The organism is Citrobacter sp. wls613, from assembly GCF_005281195.1.
GTDB lineage: Bacteria > Pseudomonadota > Gammaproteobacteria > Enterobacterales > Enterobacteriaceae > Citrobacter > Citrobacter gillenii.
Map to the genome: position 1 here is coordinate 1 of NZ_SZXN01000006.1, position 1326 is coordinate 1326.

Annotated in this window: 1 protein-coding gene; it reads right to left on the bottom strand. The window is 48.5% G+C overall.

Features of this window, described 5'->3' with window-relative positions:
- Positions 1-323: 323 nt before the first annotated feature.
- Positions 324-1325, bottom strand: coding sequence for an IS110 family transposase (locus FDX01_RS00930; RefSeq protein ID WP_249360832.1), 1002 nt, complete (start codon positions 1323-1325; stop codon positions 324-326).
- Position 1326: the final 1 nt, after the last annotated feature.

Genomic DNA, 1326 nt, shown 5'->3' on the forward strand with positions numbered 1-1326 from the left:
AATCGAATCTGTATAATAAGTGACCAGATCAAGGGGTCAGTTTGGATATCGAAAATTATTGTACTATAAGGACTTCCCCGGCATGTCAAAGCCGGTATTTATGGTTTCTGTCTGCTCTTCAGTAAAAATAAAGGGGAGAGACTGCGGTACTATAAACGGCCATGATGAATCGTCATCGATTCGGACCCTGATGAAAGACGCGCGTGAGGTTCTTGTTCGTTAAGCGGATACGTATATCCTGTACAATAGCCAGATAGGCCTCACGGGGTCTAACCCTTTATCATCAACGAATTGCAGGTCAGATGGTTATACAGCTTCGAGCTTTAGTTGACTGAGTACAGCCGGAAATCATCACCGTAATGTAGTGATGCCCAACACAGCCGCGCATTTTTGGCGGCGATGGCCACAACAGCCCGCCAGTACCCTCTGCGCTCAACCAACATACAAACCCAACGGCTGAATGAGTCAGTCCTTTTCCCGGCGCCAATAAGCACTGAACGAGCCCCCTGAACCAGAAGCGTTCGCAGATACGAATCACCGGCTTTTGTGATCCTGCCGAGTTTCGACTTTCCCCCGCTGCTGTATTGTGATGGCGTCAGCCCCAGCCAGGCTGCCAGTTGACGTCCATTTTTAAAATCATGTGCATTACCGATACTGGCGACCAGTGCACAGGCCGTTGTGGGACCAACGCCCTTTAGCTCCATCAGCCGCTGACTGCGATGATCTGTTTTGGCTATGTGGGACAAAATTCGGTCATATTCAGTGATGTTAGCTTCAATGCGATCAACGTGTTCCATCAAATCATCAACACATTGCTGAACCTGAAGCGGTAAAGAGCTCTTCTGCACAGAAACCATGTGGCGCAGGGCATCAGCACTTTGTGGCGCGATGACACCGAATTCAGATATCAATCCTCGCAGACGATTATACGTTGCTGTTTTCTCTTCGATAAAACCCTGACGGGTACGATGTAAACACTGCATGGCCTGCTGGCTTTCGTCTTTCACTGGTACGAACCGCATATGCGGACGACGAACAGCTTCACAGATAGCCTGAGCATCAGCTGCATCATTTTTTCCTGATTTTCCGGCCATACGATAAGGCGATACAAACTTAGCAGCCATCAGACGTGGCTCATGACCATACTGCCGAAACAATCTTGCCCAGTAGTGAGCCCCGGAGCATGCTTCCATCCCGATAACACAGGGAGGCAAACTTGCAATTAACTCAGGAAGTGCAGCACGCGATACTTTAGGCTTAACCAGAACAGTTCTACCATTTTGATCAACACCGTGAACAGCAAACACATTTTTAGCAAGATCGATA